Genomic DNA, 16632 nt, shown 5'->3' with positions numbered 1-16632 from the left:
GCTGAGCGGCGGCCGAGCAGACGAGTGCGAGAAGGAGCCATCCGTGCGCCCAGGTGGACAGCCGAACATGCAGCAGATGCTGAAGCAGGCGCAGAAGATGCAGCAGCAGATCGCCAAGGCGCAGGCCGAGCTCGCCGAGGCGGAGCTGACCGGCACCGCCGGCGGTGGCCTGGTCACCGCGACCGTCGCCGGCACCGGCGAGCTGAAGTCGATCAAGATCGACCCGAAGGCGGTGGACCCGGAGGACGTGGAGACCCTGGAGGACCTCGTCGTCGCGGCCATGCACAACGCCGCCGAGGCGGCGCGGGAGCTGACCGAGAAGAAGATGGGCCCGGTCACCGGCGGCATGGGCGGCCTCGGCCTGCCCGGTTTCTGAGCGGCAGATGTACGAGGGTGCCATCCAGGACCTGATCGACGAGCTGGGGCGGCTGCCGGGCGTGGGCCCGAAGAGCGCCCAGCGGATCGCCTTCCACGTCCTGTCCGCCGACCCCGCCGACGTCAACCGGCTGGCCGGGGCGTTGCGCAAGGTCAAGGAGCTGGTGCGGTTCTGCACCAGTTGCTACAACGTGGCCGAGTCCGACCGGTGCCGGATCTGCCGCGACCCGCGCCGCACGGACGAGGTGCTCTGCGTGGTCGAGGAGCCGAAGGACGTGGTCGCGATCGAGCGGACCGGCGAGTTCCGGGGCCGCTACCACGTGCTCGGCGGGGCGATCAACCCGCTGGAGGGGATCGGGCCGGACAACCTGCGCATCCGCGAGCTGATGGCCCGGCTCAGCGACGGCACCGTGCGGGAGCTGATCCTGGCCACGGACCCGAACACCGAGGGCGAGGCGACCGCGACGTACCTGGCGTTGATGGTCAAGCCGATGGGCATCTCGGTGACCCGGTTGGCAAGCGGCCTGCCGGTCGGCGGCGACCTGGAGTACGCCGACGAGATCACGCTCGGCCGCGCCTTCGAGGGCCGTCGCGCCGTCTGAGTTCCCGCCGACGGCCGGCACCGGAATCCGGTGCCGGCCGTCGGCGTACGGGCGCCCGCGCGTCCACTGTGGGTTCTGACATGCGAGTGATGCGGGCGACGATCGATGTAACAAATCGGCATCGCTCAACCCGGACATAGTGCGCCTTTGTCGGCGGTCCGGAACGGCCTCGGCGGCGGGGCGCATCGGTTAAGACACGATCCGGTACCAACCGGTTCCGCGATGGTTTCCCGCCGGTCCGAACGGCGGCTAAGGTCACGGCGATCGGTGACCCCTGTCACCACGATTGTCCGTAACCCCAAGGACGAGGTGAAGCACCCATGCGTGCATCCAGGCCGAAGGTCGCCCTCGCGGCCGTCGCGGTCGCGGCCCTCGCGGTAGCAGGCTGCGCCGAGAGCGACCGCGATGACAGTTCCGGCGGTAGCAAGAAGGACACCCTCGTCTTCGGCGTAGCCGGAGACCCGAAGGTGCTCGACCCGAGCTTCGCCAGCGACGGTGAGTCGCTGCGCGTGGCGCGTCAGGTCTTCGAGACGCTGGTCCGTCCGGAGGAGGGTGGCACCAAGGTCACCCCCGGCCTGGCCGAGACCTGGACCCCAGACGCCGCCGGCACCACGTGGACCTTCAAGCTGCGCTCCGGCGTGAAGTTCCACGACGGCACCGAATTCAACGCCGAGGCGGTCTGCAAGAACTTCGACCGCTGGTACAACGCCAAGGGCCTCATGCAGAGCCCGGACGTGACCCCGTACTGGCAGGACGTCATGGGCGGCTTCGCCAAGAACGAGAGCGCGGACCTGCCGCCGAGCCTCTTCAAGTCCTGCACCGCCAAGGACGCCACGACCGTCGACCTGGCCTTCACCCGGGTCTCCAGCAAGATCCCGGCCGCGCTGATGCTGCCCTCGTTCTCCATGCACAGCCCGACCGCGCTGGAGAAGTACGACGCCAGCAACGTGGGCGGCACCGCCGAGGACATCAAGTACCCGGCCTACGCCACGGCGCACCCGACCGGCACCGGCCCGTTCAAGTTCAAGTCCTGGGACGTCGCCAACAAGACGCTTACCATCGAGCGCAACGAGGACTACGCCGGCACCAAGGCCAAGCTGAAGACCCTCATCTACAAGACGATCTCGGACGAGAACGCGCGCAAGCAGGCGCTGCGCTCCGGCGACATCCAGGGGTACGACCTGGTCGGCCCGGCCGACGTCGAGCCGCTGAAGGGCGAGGGCTTCAACGTCCTGACCCGCCCGGCGTTCAACATCCTCTACCTGGCGATGAACCAGAAGGGGAACCCGAAGCTCGCCGACATCAAGGTCCGCCAGGCCATCGCGCACGCGCTGAACCGGCAGGCCCTGGTCGACTCGAAGCTGCCCCCGGGCGCCAAGGTCGCCGACAACTTCATGCCGGACACCGTCGAGGGCTGGAACGGCGACGTCACCAAGTACAACTACGACCCGGCGAAGGCGAAGGCGCTGCTGGCCGAGGCCGGCGCGACGAACCTGACCCTGCGGTTCCACTACCCGACCGAGGTCACCCGGCCGTACATGCCGAACCCGAAGGACATCTTCGAGCTGCTCTCGGCGGACCTCAAGGCGGTCGGCATCAACGTCCAGGCCATCCCGCTCAAGTGGAGCCCGGACTACCTGAACGCCACCACCTCGGGCAACAAGCACGACCTGCACTTCCTCGGCTGGACCGGTGACTACGGCGACGGCTATAACTTCATCGGCACCATGTTCGACCGGACGAAGGCCGAGTGGGGCTTCACCAACAAGGCCCTGTTCGACCAGTTCAAGGACGCGGACAGCACCGCCGACGTGGCGGCCCGGACCGAGAAGTACAAGGCCCTGAACAAGGCCATCATGGACTTCCTGCCCGGTGTCCCGGTGTCGCACTCGCCGCCGGCGATCGTGTTCGGCAAGGACGTGACCGGGGTCAAGGCGAGCCCGCTCACCGACGAGCGGTTCTCCACCGCCGAGTTCAAGTCCTGATCTGACGCTCCGAGTCGTGGGGGGGGGGGGGGGGGGGGGGGGGGGGGGGGGGGGGCCCCCCCCCCCCCCCCACGACCCTCCGTACCCCTTTCGAGGCCGCCGTGTTCCGGTTCATCGTCAGACGCCTGCTCCAGCTGATACCCACGCTGTTCGGGCTCTCCCTCCTGCTGTTCATCTGGCTCCGCCGACTGCCCGGCGGTCCCGAGACCGCCATCCTCGGTGAGCGCGGGACGCCCGAGATGCGCGCCGCGATCCGGCGCAACATGGGCCTCGACGAGCCGATCCTGGTGCAGTACGGCCGGTTCGTGCGGCGGCTGATCCGCCTCGACCTGGGCACGTCGACCTCCACCAAGCGGACCGTCGTCACCGAGTTCGTCGAACGCTTCCCCGGCACGGTCGAGCTGTCCATCACCGCGATGCTGATCGCGATCGGCGTCGGCATCCCGCTGGGCTACCTGGCGGCCCGGCGCCGCGGCCGGATGCTGGACCACCTCTCGGTCGGCGGCTCCCTGATCGGCATCTGCATCCCCGTCTTCTTCCTCGCGTACGTGCTCAAGGCGATCTTCGCGGAGAACCTCGGCTGGTTCCCGGCGAGCGGCCGGCAGGACCCGACGCTCGGGGCGACGCGGATCACCAACTTCTTCGTCCTCGACGGGATCATGACCCGGGAGTGGGACGCCGCCGCCGACGCGCTCTGGCACCTGGTGCTGCCGGCCGTCGCGCTGGCCAGCATCCCGCTGGCGATCATCGTCCGGATCACCCGCGCGAGCGTGCTGGAGGTCCTCAACGAGGACTTCGTACGCACCGCCGAGGCGAAGGGCCTGACCGAGAGCACGGTCCGGCGCCGGCACGTGCTGCGCAACTCCATGCTCCCGGTGGTCACCTCGATCGGCCTGCTCACCGGCGGCCTGCTCTCCGGCGCGGTGCTGACCGAGACCGTCTTCGCCTTCAGCGGCATCGGAGCCTTCATCTACGAGGCGATCAGCCAGCGTGACTATCCGGTCCTGATGGGCTTCATCCTGATCATCGCGGTGGTGTACGTGCTGGTGAACCTCCTGGTCGACCTCTCCTACAGCCTGATCGACCCGAGGGTGAGGGTCCGATGACGATCACCGGCGGCACCAAGAAGGAAAAGATCGACCGGCTCGCCGAACTGGCGGCCCGGGAGGACGAGCGCGGCGTCAGCCTCTGGAAGGAGGCGTTCCGCCGGCTGCGGCGCAACCCGGCGGCGATCGTCGGCGCGGTGATCCTGAGCCTGTTCCTGCTGGTCGCCATCCTCGGGCCGTTCTTCGTCCCGCACCCCCCGGACGCCCAGCTCTGGAAGAGCGAGATCCGCCTCGGCGACTTCCCCGGCTTCCGTGGCGAGAACTGGTTCGGCGTCGACCACATCGGTCGCGACGAGTTCAGCCGCATGATCGTCGGCGCCCGGCAGACCCTGCTGGTCGGCGTGGTCTCCACCCTGATCGGCCTCGCCGTCGGCTCGCTGATCGGCGGGGTCGCCGGCGCCGCCGCCGGCCTCGGCGGCCGGTGGGGCCGGGCGGTCGACAACGTGCTGATGCGCTTCGTCGACATGCTGCTGGCCATGCCGAGCCTGCTGCTGGCGATCAGCATCGCCGCCCTGCTCGGCGCCGGTCTGACCACGGTCATGATCGCGGTCGGCGTGGTGTCGGTGCCGGTCTTCGCCCGGCTGCTGCGCGGCTCGATGATCTCCCAGGCGAACAGCGACTACGTCCTGGCCGCCGTCTCGCTGGGCGTGAAGAAGCCGAAGATCGCGCTGACCCACGTGGTGCCGAACTCGCTCGCCCCGGTCATCGTGCAGGCCACCCTCACCCTGGCCACCGCGATCATCGAGGCTGCGGCGCTCTCCTTCCTCGGCCTCGGCAACAACGACGCCTCCATCCCCGAGTGGGGTGTGATGCTCGCCGACGCGCAGCAGTACCTCGACTCCGCGCCCCGGCTGGCGATCCTGCCCGCCCTCGCCATCATCGTCACCGCGCTGGGCTTCACCCTGCTCGGCGAGGCGATGCGCGAGGCACTCGACCCGAAGCTACGGAAGTAGGGCCGGTGAGCGCGAGGAGTGAGCTTGCGAGCCCCGCAGTCGCGAACGAAAGGCCAGCACGGTGAGCGCGAGGAGTGAGCTTGCGAGCCCCGCAGTCGCGAACGAAAGGCGGGCCCGACATGGCTCTGCTTGATGTCGAAGATCTCTCCGTCACCTTCGCCCGGCGCGGTCAGCGCACCGTGCACGCCGTCGACGGGGTCTCCTTCTCCGTCGACGCGGGCGAGGTGGTCGGCCTGGTCGGCGAATCCGGCTGCGGCAAGAGCGTCACCTCGCTGGCGATCATGGGTCTGCTGCCCAAGCAGCCGGGCCTGCGCGTCGGCGGCAAGGCGGTCTTCGACGGCACGGACCTGCTCCAGCTCGACGACCGGTCCCGGCGGGACATCCGGGGCCGCGACGTCGCGATGATCTTCCAGGACCCGCTCTCGTCGCTGAACCCGGTGATCCCGATCGGGTTGCAGGTCACCGAGGTGCTCACGCGGCACCGGGGGATGAAGGGCGCGGCGGCCGAGAAGGAGGCGGCGGCCCTGCTGGACCGGGTCGGCATCCCCGACCCGAAGCGGCGGCTGAAGGAGTACCCGCACCAGCTCTCCGGCGGCATGCGGCAGCGCGCACTGATCGCGATGGCGGTGGCCTGCAAGCCCCGGCTGCTGATCGCCGACGAGCCCACCACGGCGCTGGACGTCACCATCCAGGCGCAGATCCTGGAGCTGCTCAAGGAACTGGTCCGGGAGTCCGGCACCGCCCTGGTGATGATCACGCACGACCTGGGCGTGGTCGCCGGCATGTGCGACTCCATCAACGTGCTCTACGGCGGTCGGGTGGTGGAGACGGCCCGCCGTCGCCCGCTGTTCCGCGAGCCCCGGCACCCGTACACCGTGGGGCTGCTCGGCTCGGTGCCGCGCCTGGACGCCGGGCGCGGCGAGCGGCTGAACCCGATCCCCGGCTCGGTCCGCGACCTGCTGCCCTGGCCGGACGGCTGCGCCTTCGCGCCGCGCTGCACCCGGCGGGTCGACGAGTGCGTGGGGGAGCCGCCCGCGCTGGTGCTCGCCCACGACGGCCGCAGCTACCGTTGCGTCAACCCGGCGCCGGTGCCCGGCACCGCGCCCCGGCCGGCCGCCACCAGCACCGCCCCGGCGCAGGCGCCGGCCGCCACCGCCCCGGCGGCGGAGGCGACCGCGGGCCCGGTGCCCGCACCGCGCGAGGAGGAGAAGCCGTGACCGAGAGCGAATTCCTCGTCGAGGTCCGCGACCTGAAGGTGCACTTCCCGATCCGGCGGGGGGTGATCCTCGACCGGACGGTCGGTCACGTGAAGGCCGTCGACGGCGTCGACCTGAGCATCCCGCGCGGCAAGACGTACGGCCTGGTCGGCGAGTCCGGCTGCGGCAAGTCGACGCTGGGCCGGGCGCTGCTCCAGCTCACCCCGCCCACCGGCGGCGAGGTCCGGTTCGACGGCGTCGAGCTGACGAAGCTGTCGTCGGGCAAGCTGCGGTCGATGCGCCGCAGGATGCAGATGATCTTCCAGGACCCGATGTCGAGCCTGGACCCCCGGCAGAACGTCGAGTCGATCCTCACCGAGGGCCTGCAGGCCCACGGCATCGGCGGCAACCGGGACGAGCGGCGACGGGTCATCGGCGAGACCCTGGACAAGGTCGGCCTGCCCCGCTGGGCGCTCTCCCGCTATCCGCACGAGTTCTCCGGCGGCCAGCGGCAGCGCATCGGCATCGCCCGGGCGCTGGTGCTCGGGCCCGACCTGATCGTCGCCGACGAGCCGGTCTCCGCGCTCGACGTGTCGATCCAGGCCCAGGTGGTGAACCTCCTCGACGACCTCCAGGACACCCTCGGCCTGACCTACCTGGTGATCGCGCACGATCTCGCGGTGGTCCGGCACATCTCCGACACCGTCGGCGTGATGTACCTGGGCGCGCTGGTCGAGGAGGCGCCGAGCGACCGGCTCTACACGGAGCCGATGCACCCGTACACGCGGGCGCTGATGTCGGCGGTGCCGGTGCCGGACCCGGACGTGGAGGACCGCCGCGAGCGCATCCTGCTCGCCGGCGACCTGCCCTCGCCCGCCAACCCGCCGGCGGGCTGCCGGTTCCACACCCGCTGCCCGTGGGCGCAGCCGACCCGCTGCGCCGACGAGCGGCCCGCGCTGCGGGATGTCGGCGGCAGCCGGGTCGCCTGCCACTTCGCCGAGCGGATCGCCAGCGGGGAGTTGCGCCCGCACAAGGTCAGCGTGCAGCTCACCCGCCCGGTCGGCGAGGGCGAGGAGCCGCACACCGTCTCCGCGCCCAACGAGCCCGGCTCGTACGTCTGAACCCGCGTCGCGGACGCGGCCCCTCGACGGGGCCGCGTCCGGGCGGTCGTCGGTGGGTCAGCCCTCGGGGCGGTGCAGCAGGGCGACCGCGATCCCGTGCACCGCGTCCAGCCCGGCCGGGTCGGCCAGCGCCACGGTGCCGCCGCTGACCGTGTACCACTCGTCGGCGTCCTTGTACTGCACCGTCAGCGTCGCCCGGCCGTCGGCGTACCCGGTGCGCAGGGTCAGCTCGCCGGTGACCACCCCGACCTCGTCGGTCATCACCCCGCCCGGGCCGGGCACGACGTCGGCCGTCAGCTCCCGTACGGCGGTCGACGTGCCCTCGGCGTCGGCGGCCATTCCCGCCCCCGGCACCCCGGTGGTCATGCCGGCCGCGCCGTCCGCCGTCATGCCGGCCGTGGCCGGGCCGGCCGGCGCGCTGCCGGTGGCCGCCGCCGCGTCCTCCCCGGTGGCGTCCGGCGTCTGCTCCGGGGCGGGGGCGCCCCCGGCTCCGGTCACGGCTTGCTCGCCCATGTGCAGCCCTCCAGCATGTCGGTCAGGGCGGCCTTCTCGGCACTGGTCACCGTGAGCCGCCAGTGGTGCTTGACCGTCACCCAGTTCTCGGCGTACTGGCACCAGAACGACCGGTTCGCCGGCTTCCACTGGGACGGGTCCTGGTCACCCTTTGCCCGGTTCGAGGAGGCGGAAACCGCGATGAGCTGCGGCCGGTCCAGGTCGTTGGCGAACTCGCCCCGCTTCGCGTCGTCCCACTCGTCGGCGCCCGAACGCCACGCGTTCGCCAGCGGCACCATGTGGTCGATGTCCACGTCGGACGGGTCGGTGAAGGCGCGGCCGTCGTAGACGCTCTCCCAGCGGCCGTCGACCACGTTGCAGCCGGAGAGCTTGATGTCCTCCCCGTCGCGCTTGAGCACGCTGTCGCGTACGTCGCAGTTCTTGCCGGTGTCGCGCCAGTGCGGGAAGCGCTCCCGACTGTAGCCCTTCATCGACCCGGCGGTGGCCACGGTGAGCTGGGTCAGCTTCTGCGCGGCGTTGCCGCCGCCACCACCGCTGCTCGGCGCGACGTCCGGCTCGTCGACGGCGACACAACCGGCCGCGCCGAGCGCCAGCGCCGCCGCGAGCGCGGCCGTCACCGCGGCACGCGGTCCTGATCTGGTACGCACAGACGACACCTCTCCAGCTTGCGGGCTCCCGGCGATCCCGCACAGTACCCGGGCCCGGTTTCGGCGATTCGTGGCGTCTCTCATATCGCGCGGGGCAGATTGGACGCCATGACCGAAACCACGCCCGCGCTCCGGCTGGGCACCGCGCACGGACGGGGCACCCTGCTCGCCGCCGTCCTCGCCTCAGGCATGGTCTTCCTCGACACCACCGTGGTCAACGTGGCGCTGCCCCGTCTCGGTGCGGACCTCGACGCCACCGTCGCCGGTCTCCAGTGGACGGTCAACGGGTACCTGCTGATGCTCGCGGCCTTCGTCCTGCTGGGGGGCGCGCTCGGCGACCGCTTCGGGCGGCGGCGGGTCTTCCTGCTCGGTGTGGTCTGGTTCACTCTCGCGTCGCTGCTCTGCGGCCTGGCCCAGGGCACCGAGTGGCTGGTCGCGGCCCGGTTCCTCCAGGGCGCCGGGGGCGCGCTGCTCACCCCCGGCTCGCTGTCGGTGCTCCAGGCCAGCTTCCACCCGGACGACCGGGGCCGCGCCATCGGCGCCTGGTCGGGGCTGTCCGGCGTCTCCACCGCGCTCGGCCCGTTCCTCGGCGGCTGGCTGATCGACGCGCTCTCCTGGCGGTGGATCTTCTTCCTCAACCTGCCGCTGGCCGTGTTCGTGGTGCTGGCGGCGCTGCGCTGGGTGCCGGAGAGCCGGGACGAGGCCGCGTCCCGCACCGGGGGGCCGGGGCGGCATCGCCGCCGGTTCGACGTGGCCGGCGCGCTGCTCGGCGCGCTCGCCCTGGCCGGCGTCACGTACGCGCTGATCGACGCCCCCGTGCGGGGCCTCGACTCGGTGCCGGTGCTCGCCGCCGCGCTGGCGGGCGTGGCCGGCGCGGTGGCCTTCGTGCTGGTCGAGCGGCGCCGGGGGGACGGCGCGATGCTGCCCACCGGCCTGTTCGGCAGCCGGCTCTTCTCGGTGCTGAACGTCTTCACCGTGCTCGTCTACGCGGCGCTCGGCGGCTTCACGTTCTTCCTCGCCGTCTACCTGCAGAACGTGGTCGGCTGGTCGGCGCTGCTCACCGGGGTCGCGCTGCTGCCGATGACGGTGCTGCTGCTGGTCGGCTCGGCGCGGGCGGGCGCGCTGTCGGCGCGGATCGGGCCGCGGCTGCCGCTGACCGTCGGGCCGGTGGTCGCCGCCGCCGGGCTGGTGCTGCTGCGCGGCGTCGACCCCGACGCGTCGTACTGGCGGGACGTGCTGCCCGGGGTGGTGCTCTTCGGGATCGGGCTGACGCTGGTGGTGGCGCCGCTGACCGCCTCCGTGCTGGCCGCGGTCGACGACCGGTTCGCCGGTGTGGCGAGCGGCTTCAACAACGCGGCGTCCCGGGCGGGCGGCCTGCTGGCGGTGGCGGCGCTCCCGCTGCTGGTCGGGCTCTCCGGCTCCGGCTACGCGCAGCCGGCCGCGCTGACCGACGCGTACCGGGGCGCGATGCTCTGGTGCGCCGGCCTGCTGCTGGCCGGGGCGGCGATGGCGGCCCTGCTCATCCACCGCCCACCCCGGCGCCCGGAAGGGCACCCCGCCTGAACGGGGTGCCCTGCCCGGCCCGTCAGGCGCGGGCGCGGTTGACGGCGCTCGTCACGGCCTTCACGGAGGCGGTGACGATGTTGGCGTCGGTGCCGACGCCCCAGACCGTACGACCGTCGACCTCGCACTCCACGTAGGCGGCGGCCTGCGCGTCCCCGCCGGAGGAGAGCGCGTGCTCGTGGTAGTCGAGCACCCGTACCGCCACGCCCACCGACTGGAGCGCGTTGACGTACGCGTCGATCGGGCCGTTGCCGACGGCGGTCAGCGGGCGGGGCTCCCCGCCCAGGCCGACGCGGGCCTCGATCTCGACCTTGCCCTCGGCGGTGCCGATGGCGTAGTCGTCCAGGGTGAGCGCCGGGTCGACCTGGTGGTCGAGCAGGTAGTGCGTGGCGAAGATCTCCCACATGGTGCCCGGGTCGACCTCGCCGCCGTCGTGGTCGGTGACCTGCTGGACCACGCCGGAGAACTCGATCTGGAGCCGGCGCGGCAGGTCGAGCTGGTGCTCGCTCTTCATGATGTACGCGACGCCGCCCTTGCCGGACTGCGAGTTGACCCGGATGACCGCCTCGTAGGTGCGGCCCAGGTCCTTCGGGTCGACCGGCAGGTAGGGCACCGCCCAGGTGTGCTGGTCGATCGGCACCCCGGCCGCCGCCGCGTCCTTGGCGAGCGCGTCGAAGCCCTTCTTGATCGCGTCCTGGTGGGAGCCGGAGAAGGCGGTGTAGACGAGGTCGCCCGCGTACGGGTGGCGCTCGTGCACCGGGAGTTGGTTGCAGTACTCGACGGCGCGCCGCACCTCGTCGATGTTCGAGAAGTCGATCATCGGGTCGACGCCCTGGGAGAAGAGGTTCAGCCCCAGCGTCACCAGGTCGACGTTGCCGGTGCGCTCGCCGTTGCCGAAGAGGCAGCCCTCGACCCGGTCCGCGCCGGCCAGCAGCCCCAGCTCGGCGGCGGCGACGCCGGTGCCCCGGTCGTTGTGCGGGTGCAGGCTCAGCACCAGGCTGTCGCGGCGGGGCAGGTGCCGGTGCATCCACTCGATCGAGTCGGCGTAGACGTTCGGCATGGCCATCTCGACGGTGGCCGGCAGGTTGACGATCAGCTTGCGGTCCGGGGTCGGGTCGATGACCTCGATGACCTTGGCGCAGACCTCCAGCGCGTACTCCAGCTCCGTGCCCGTGTAGGACTCGGGCGAGTACTCGTAGTGGATGTCCGTGTCCGGGGTGTGGATCTCCGCGTACTTGCGGCAGAGCCGCGCGCCCTGGGTGGCGATGTCGGCGATGCCGTCGCGGTCCAGCCCGAAGACCACCCGCCGCTGGAGCGTGGAGGTCGAGTTGTAGAAGTGCACGATCGCCCGCCGCGCGCCGCGCAGCGACTCGAAGGTGCGGTCGATCAGGTGCTCCCGGCACTGGGTGAGCACCTGGATCGTGACGTCGGAGGGAATCAGGTCCTGCTCGATGAGCTGCCGCACGAAGTCGTAGTCCGTCTGGCTGGCCGAGGGGAAGCCGACCTCGATCTCCTTGTAGCCCATCTGCACGAGCAGCTGGAACATCCGGCGCTTGCGCTCCGGCGACATCGGGTCGATCAGCGCCTGGTTGCCGTCGCGCAGGTCCACCGCGCACCAGCGCGGCGCGGCCTCGACGTGCCGCGTCGGCCAGGTGCGGTCGGGCAGGTCGAGCCGGAACTGCCGCTGGTACGGCTGGTAGCGGTGGTACGGCATCCGGCTGGGGCGCTGCCGGGCGATCGGATCGGTCTCAGCGTCGGTGACGGTTTGAGCCATGACGGAGTGCTCCCTGGGACATGTGGCGTCAGCAATCGGAAGGTGTCGGCCAGGTGCCGGGCGACGGTGCCCGGGCGGTTGCCGATGGGAAGTTCGGATGTGCTGGACGGCGCGGTTCGACTCCGCGACGAGGTGCCGGCCTTCAGGCCTCGTCGCGGCGACCAAGGAGAAGGTACGCCCGCCACATGACCAGGTAACCCTACGTGGCGGGCCGGGGTGCGGGAAGGCCGGTCCGGACTATGAGACGCACTTCGCAGCCTGGCCGGTCAGCAGGAGTTCGGCCAGGGGGAGCCGGCGGCGCAGCCCGGTCTCCGAGCGCAGCAGGTCGGCGGGGAGGCTGAGCGGGTCGCCGAGTTGCCCGACGGCCGCCACCACGTGCGGCCGTACGCCCGCCGGCAGGTCGAGGTCGGCGGTCAGGCCGGCGTGGTCGAGGTCGTGCAGTTGGCGTACGTGCAGGCCGAGCGCCGTGGCCTGCACGGTGAGGTGGGCGACCGCCTGGCCCAGGTCGTACGCGTGCCCGGCGGATCCGGTGCGGTGCGCGCCGAGCAGCAGGGCGGCGGCGCGCTGCGCCCAGCGCTGCTCCCGTTCCGGCAGGTTGACCAGGATCCGCTTGAACGTCTCGTCGTCCCGGTGCCCGAGCGCGAACCGCCACGGCTGGGCGTTGCCGGCCGAGGGCGCCCAGCGGGCCGCCTCCAGCAGCGCGGAGGCGTCCTCGCGGGACAGCTCCGCCACCGGGTCGAAGGATCGGGGGCTCCAGCGGAACGCGAGCAGCGGGGTGAGGTCGGCCATGGGGCGAGTGTCCCGTAAGGGCGATTCAGTGGTTAAGGGCGGGATGTCCGAATGTGGCGAAAAGCACCCGTAACGTCGCCGACGGTCAGGGCGTTTCCGCGTCCGGGCTCGCGGTCGCCTCCGCGGTCACCTCCGGCGCCGCAGTGCCGAGCGGCTCGGCGTCGACCACCGGCCCGGCCAGCTGCACGGTGGCCGGGGCGGGCGCGGGCGTGCCGGCGAGGATCAGCGTGCCGGACGCGGTGCGCACCGCCGTGGGCGTGCCGTCGGGGCCGTAGCAGTAGATTCCCACGTCCAGCGGCGCGTTGATCGACGCCGACGTGGTCTCGACCGAGTAGCAGGCGCCGGACGCGCCGGGCGGCGGCTCGGCGGGGGACACGGCGAGCGGGGCCCGCCGGTCGGTCAGCACGTCCAGCCAGTCGGTGAACGGGTGCTGCACCCGGGGGTCGAGCCGGCGGGGCACGGCCTCGTCCCGGTCGCCGAGGCGTACGCAGGACGCCGGCTCGGGCCGGGCCACGGACGGCAGGGCGCACTGGAACAGCCCGTCGGCGGTGGCGGCGAACGAGACGTCGGCGGTGCCGCCGAGCGCGCCGCCCGGCACGTCGACCCGCCAGCTGCCGTCGTTCGCGCTGGTCACCAGGATCGTCCGGTCCGGGGACTCCGGGGCGCGCAGCGTGTAGCTGGCGACCAGGTGCCGATCCTGCGCGGCGGCCGCCAGCGCCGCCAACTCGTCGCGCGCCGCGTCCACCCCCGCCGGCGCCGGTGTCGAGGTGGGCGTGGGCCGGGTGACCGGTTCGTCGGCGGTGCAGGCGACGAGGAGCGCGGGCAGGGCGAGCGCGAGCGGGCCGGCCAGGCGTCGGGCCGGACGCACCGGCGGGCGCGCGGGCTTCGCGGGAGGGCCGGCCGGGCGGAGATGGGCGTGCACGGGGCCATTCTGCGGCCCGGAAACGACGCGCGGGGGCCCTGCCGCGCGCGCCGCCCCGGCGTGTCGCGCACCACCCCGCCCCGGGCGGCCGGGCCGGATCGTGGGATCACCCGACCCGGCCGGGTCGGCCGACCGATACCCTGGGTGCGTCTGACACGCGCCGCCGGCTCCTATCCGGCGGCGCCGGCACGCTCAGGGTCGTCGCTGGGAGGGAGTGCACCGTCGTGGCACTCGTGGTGCAGAAGTACGGCGGGTCCTCCGTCGCCAACGCGGAGCGGATCAAGCGGGTGGCCGAGCGCATCGTCGCCGCCCGCAAGGCCGGCGACGATGTCGTCGTGGTGGTCTCCGCCATGGGGGACACGACCGACGAGCTGCTCGACCTGGCCAACCAGGTCAGCCCGCTGCCGCCGGGCCGCGAGCTGGACATGCTGCTCACCGCCGGGGAGCGGATCTCCATGGCGCTGCTCGCCATGGCCATCCACAACCTGGGGTACGAGGCCCGCTCGTTCACCGGTTCGCAGGCGGGCGTGATCACCACGTCGGTGCACGGCCGGGCGCGGATCATCGACGTCACGCCGGGGCGGCTCAAGGGCGCGCTCGACGAGGGCGCGGTGGTCATCGTCGCCGGCTTCCAGGGCGTCTCGCAGGACACCAAGGACGTCACCACGCTGGGCCGGGGCGGTTCCGACACCACCGCCGTGGCGCTCGCCGCCGCGCTGCACGCGGACGTCTGCGAGATCTACACCGACGTGGACGGCGTCTTCACCGCCGACCCGCGGATCGTTCCGAACGCGCGGCACATCACCCAGATCACCTATGAGGAGATGCTGGAGCTGGCCGCCTGCGGCGCCAAGATCCTGCACCTGCGCAGCGTGGAGTACGCCCGCCGGGCGGGCTTGCCGATCCACGTCCGTTCGTCATACTCGACCAACACCGGCACGATGGTCACCGGATCGATGGAGGACCTTCCTGTGGAGCAAGCACTGATCACCGGGGTCGCCCACGACCGCAGCGAAGCCAAGATCACGATCGTGGGCGTGCCCGACGAGCCGGGCGCCGCCGCGCGGATCTTCGACACCGTGGCCGGCGCCGAGATCAACCTCGACATGATCGTGCAGAACGTGTCCACCGAGGGCACGGGCCGCACGGACATCTCCTTCACGCTGCCCAAGGCCGACGGCCCGACGGCCATGGCCGCCCTGAGCAAGATCCAGGAGTCGGTCAAGTTCAAGGGCCTGCTCTACGACGACCACGTCGGCAAGGTCTCGCTGATCGGGGCCGGCATGCGCTCGCACCCCGGCGTCGCGGCCGGCTTCTTCGCCGCCCTCGGCGCGGCCGGGGTGAACATCGAGATGATCTCCACCTCGGAGATCCGGGTGTCCGTGGTCTGCCGCGACACCGACCTCGACGCCGCCGTGCGCGCCATCCACGAGGCCTTCGACCTCGGCGGCGACACCGAGGCCGTCGTCTACGCGGGGACGGGACGGTAGCCACCGTGTCGCCGCTGCCCACCCTGGCCGTGGTCGGGGCGACCGGTGCCGTCGGCACGGTGATGTGCGAGCTGCTCAGCGGCCGGAAGAACGTCTGGGGCGAGATCCGGCTGCTCGCCTCCGAGCGCTCGGTCGGGCGGCGGCTGCGGTGCCGGGGCGAGGAGCTGACCGTCCAGGCGCTGACCTCGGAGGCGTTCGACGGCGTCGACGTGGCGATGTTCGACGTCCCGGACGAGGTCTCCGCGCGGTGGGCGCCGATCGCGGTCGGCCGCGGGGCCGTCGCGGTGGACAACTCCGGCGCCTTCCGGATGGACCGCGACGTCCCCCTGGTGGTGCCGGAGATCAACCCCGAGCAGGTGCGCAACCGGCCGAAGGGGATCATCGCCAACGCCAACTGCACGACCCTAGCGATGATCATCGCGATCGCCCCGCTGCACCGCGAGTACGGGCTGCGCGAACTGGTGCTCGCCTCGTACCAGGCGGCCTCCGGCGCCGGCCAGAGCGGCGTGGACACCCTGCACGCCCAGCTCACCAAGATCGCGGGAGACCGGGTGCTCGGCTCCCGCCCCGGTGACGTACGCCAGGCGGTCGGCGACGACGTGGGCCCGTTCCCCGCGCCGCTGGCGCTCAACGTGGTGCCCTGGGCCGGTTCCCTGGCCGACGCGGGATGGTCGTCCGAGGAGATGAAGCTGCGCAACGAGTCGCGCAAGATCCTCGGGCTGCCCGACCTGAAGGTCTCCGCCACCTGCGTACGGGTGCCGGTGGTGACCGGCCACTCCGTCGCGGTGCACGCGGTCTTCGCCACCGAGGTGGACGCCGAGGGCGCCCGCGAGGTGCTGCGGAACGCCCCCGGGGTGATCCTGGTCGACGATCCGGGGGCGGGCGAGTTCCCGATGCCCATCGACGCGGTCGGCACCGACCCCTCCTGGGTGGGCCGGATCCGCCGGGCCGTCGACGACCCCCGCGCCCTGGACTTCTTCGTCACCGGCGACAACCTCCGCAAGGGCGCCGCCCTCAACACGGCCCAGATAGCCGAACTCCTGGCCAAGGAACTGACCGCCCGCTGAGCCGCCGGCCGGCACGTCCCACGGTCGACGCCGCGCCGGAGACCCGGCCGTCCTTCCGGGGCCGCCCGCCCGGTCGCGGCGGCGTTCGCCGTGACCGCCCACCTCGACATCGTCGACCGCCCGCGCGCCCCCGTCCTGCCCCCGACGACGCCGGCGGGTTTCCCGTGGCGCCGCCGGGACGGTGCTGGGAGGCGCTGCCGCGCGGGCTTCGAGGCGCTTCGCGGCGCTGCCGCGCGGGCTTCGCGGCGTTGCCGTGCGGCGGGCCGAGGCTGCTGTCGTGCGGCGCGCCGATGCTCCGCCGCGCGATGCGCCTACGCTCCATCGGGAGCCGCCGCGCCCGACTGGGAAAGAGCACCGGGCGGCGCCGAAAATGGTCCGCGGGCAACTCCGGTCTCGAAGTGTGCAATTTTCAATCGTGGAATTTCCACCGTTGGTCTGCCCGCCGCTCGGCGTCCGCGTCGTGATGCCGACAGTCGCGCGCGTTGCTGACCGAATCGCCGCGCGGGCGCGCCATGTCGCGCAGTGCGGC

At 72.2% G+C, this 16632-nt stretch carries 15 protein-coding genes; 10 read left to right on the top strand and 5 right to left on the bottom strand.

Annotation, left to right across the window (positions count from 1 at the left end):
• Positions 1-67: 67 nt before the first annotated feature.
• From ACLQ22_RS26745 to ACLQ22_RS26715, 7 genes are all read left to right on the top strand, one after another.
• On the top strand, positions 68-376 hold the full coding sequence (locus ACLQ22_RS26745) for a YbaB/EbfC family nucleoid-associated protein (protein WP_233600326.1): 309 nt from the start codon (positions 68-70) through the stop codon (positions 374-376).
• Between the two features lie 7 nt (positions 377-383).
• The gene (recR, locus tag ACLQ22_RS26740; protein WP_089003014.1) at positions 384-977 is read left to right on the top strand and encodes a recombination mediator RecR; all 594 of its coding nucleotides are present in this window, start codon (positions 384-386) and stop codon (positions 975-977) included.
• A 320-nt stretch (positions 978-1297) separates the two neighbouring features.
• Positions 1298-2962: an ABC transporter substrate-binding protein gene (locus ACLQ22_RS26735; protein ID WP_425694741.1), complete on the top strand. Its 1665-nt coding sequence runs from the start codon at positions 1298-1300 to the stop codon at positions 2960-2962.
• Between the two features lie 101 nt (positions 2963-3063).
• On the top strand, positions 3064-4068 hold the full coding sequence (locus tag ACLQ22_RS26730) for an ABC transporter permease (RefSeq protein ID WP_357877825.1): 1005 nt from the start codon (positions 3064-3066) through the stop codon (positions 4066-4068).
• Positions 4065-5021: an ABC transporter permease gene (locus tag ACLQ22_RS26725; RefSeq protein WP_121401700.1), complete on the top strand. Its 957-nt coding sequence runs from the start codon at positions 4065-4067 to the stop codon at positions 5019-5021. The genes ACLQ22_RS26730 and ACLQ22_RS26725 overlap by 4 nt, the downstream gene beginning before the upstream one ends.
• 119 nt (positions 5022-5140) lie before the next feature.
• Complete coding sequence (locus ACLQ22_RS26720; protein WP_425694740.1) at positions 5141-6238, top strand: ABC transporter ATP-binding protein; 1098 nt, start codon at positions 5141-5143, stop codon at positions 6236-6238.
• On the top strand, positions 6235-7338 hold the full coding sequence (locus ACLQ22_RS26715; RefSeq protein WP_121401698.1) for an ABC transporter ATP-binding protein: 1104 nt from the start codon (positions 6235-6237) through the stop codon (positions 7336-7338). The genes ACLQ22_RS26720 and ACLQ22_RS26715 overlap by 4 nt, the downstream gene beginning before the upstream one ends.
• 57 nt (positions 7339-7395) lie before the next feature.
• Here ACLQ22_RS26715 and ACLQ22_RS26710 read toward each other — a convergent pair whose 3' ends face one another.
• On the bottom strand, positions 7396-7836 hold the full coding sequence (locus ACLQ22_RS26710; RefSeq protein ID WP_425694772.1) for a hypothetical protein: 441 nt from the start codon (positions 7834-7836) through the stop codon (positions 7396-7398).
• Complete coding sequence (locus ACLQ22_RS26705; protein WP_416610740.1) at positions 7833-8498, bottom strand: HNH endonuclease family protein; 666 nt, start codon at positions 8496-8498, stop codon at positions 7833-7835. Before ACLQ22_RS26705 ends, ACLQ22_RS26710 begins: the two co-directional genes overlap by 4 nt.
• A 108-nt stretch (positions 8499-8606) precedes the next feature.
• On the opposite strand from ACLQ22_RS26705, the gene ACLQ22_RS26700 reads away from it, so the two are divergent.
• Positions 8607-10061: an MFS transporter gene (locus ACLQ22_RS26700; protein WP_425694739.1), complete on the top strand. Its 1455-nt coding sequence runs from the start codon at positions 8607-8609 to the stop codon at positions 10059-10061.
• 22 nt (positions 10062-10083) lie between these two features.
• Here the strand turns inward: ACLQ22_RS26700 and leuA are convergent, their stop codons facing one another.
• The 3 genes from leuA to ACLQ22_RS26685 form a co-directional block, all read right to left on the bottom strand.
• Positions 10084-11835, bottom strand: coding sequence for a 2-isopropylmalate synthase (gene leuA, locus ACLQ22_RS26695; RefSeq protein WP_425694738.1), 1752 nt, complete (start codon positions 11833-11835; stop codon positions 10084-10086).
• A gap of 237 nt (positions 11836-12072) precedes the next feature.
• Positions 12073-12624, bottom strand: a complete 552-nt coding sequence (locus ACLQ22_RS26690; protein ID WP_425694737.1) for a nitroreductase family protein — start codon at positions 12622-12624, stop codon at positions 12073-12075.
• Positions 12625-12709: 85 nt separating this feature from the next.
• Positions 12710-13546: a hypothetical protein gene (locus ACLQ22_RS26685; RefSeq protein WP_425694736.1), complete on the bottom strand. Its 837-nt coding sequence runs from the start codon at positions 13544-13546 to the stop codon at positions 12710-12712.
• 224 nt (positions 13547-13770) lie between these two features.
• Here ACLQ22_RS26685 and ACLQ22_RS26680 point away from each other — a divergent pair, with 224 nt between their 5' ends.
• Both ACLQ22_RS26680 and ACLQ22_RS26675 read left to right on the top strand, forming a co-directional pair.
• Positions 13771-15036, top strand: a complete 1266-nt coding sequence (locus ACLQ22_RS26680) for an aspartate kinase (RefSeq protein ID WP_121401692.1) — start codon at positions 13771-13773, stop codon at positions 15034-15036.
• 5 nt (positions 15037-15041) lie between these two features.
• Entirely contained in the window at positions 15042-16103 is a 1062-nt protein-coding gene (locus ACLQ22_RS26675) for an aspartate-semialdehyde dehydrogenase (protein WP_425694735.1), read from the top strand.
• Positions 16104-16632 lie beyond the last annotated feature (529 nt).

Source organism: Micromonospora sp. DT178 (genome assembly GCF_049841695.1).
Lineage (GTDB): Bacteria > Actinomycetota > Actinomycetes > Mycobacteriales > Micromonosporaceae > Micromonospora.
Note: the sequence above shows the minus strand (reverse complement) of the source record. Positions and strands in the feature narration are given on the sequence as shown.